General features: G+C 33.1%; 2 protein-coding genes. Both read left to right on the plus strand.

The window, feature by feature from the left end; genetic code table 11:
* On the plus strand, positions 1-482 hold a 482-nt coding region (arlR, locus tag IDG60_RS01360), incomplete at its 5' end, for a winged helix-turn-helix domain-containing protein (protein WP_206160400.1).
* Positions 479-543: hypothetical protein (locus tag IDG60_RS27185; protein WP_425348372.1), on the plus strand; the 65-nt coding region annotated here is incomplete at its 3' end. The genes arlR and IDG60_RS27185, both read left to right, overlap by 4 nt.

A 543-nucleotide genomic window follows, 5' to 3' on the forward strand; every position in this document is an offset into this window, starting at 1 on the left:
GCTTAGAAATTTGTCGCAAAATTAGACAACAACAATCTACACCTATCATTATAATTACAGCGAAAAGTGATACGTATGACAAAGTTGCTGGGCTTGATTACGGTGCAGACGATTATATAGTTAAGCCATTTGATATTGAAGAACTTTTAGCAAGAATACGTGCGATTTTACGTCGTCAGCCACAAAAAGATATTATCGATGTCAATGGTATTACAATTGATAAGAATGCTTTTAAAGTGACGGTAAATGGCGCAGAAATTGAATTAACAAAAACAGAGTATGATTTACTATATCTTCTTGCTGAAAATAAAAACCATGTTATGCAACGGGAACAAATTTTAAATCATGTATGGGGTTATAATAGTGAAGTAGAAACAAATGTCGTAGATGTTTATATAAGATATTTACGAAACAAATTAAAACCATACGATCGTGACAAAATGATTGAAACAGTTCGTGGCGTTGGGTATGTGATACGATGACAAAACGTAAATTGCGCAATAACTGGATTATTGTTACCACGATGATTACGTTTGTCACGAT

It is taken from the genome of Staphylococcus sp. EG-SA-2 (assembly GCF_017152085.1).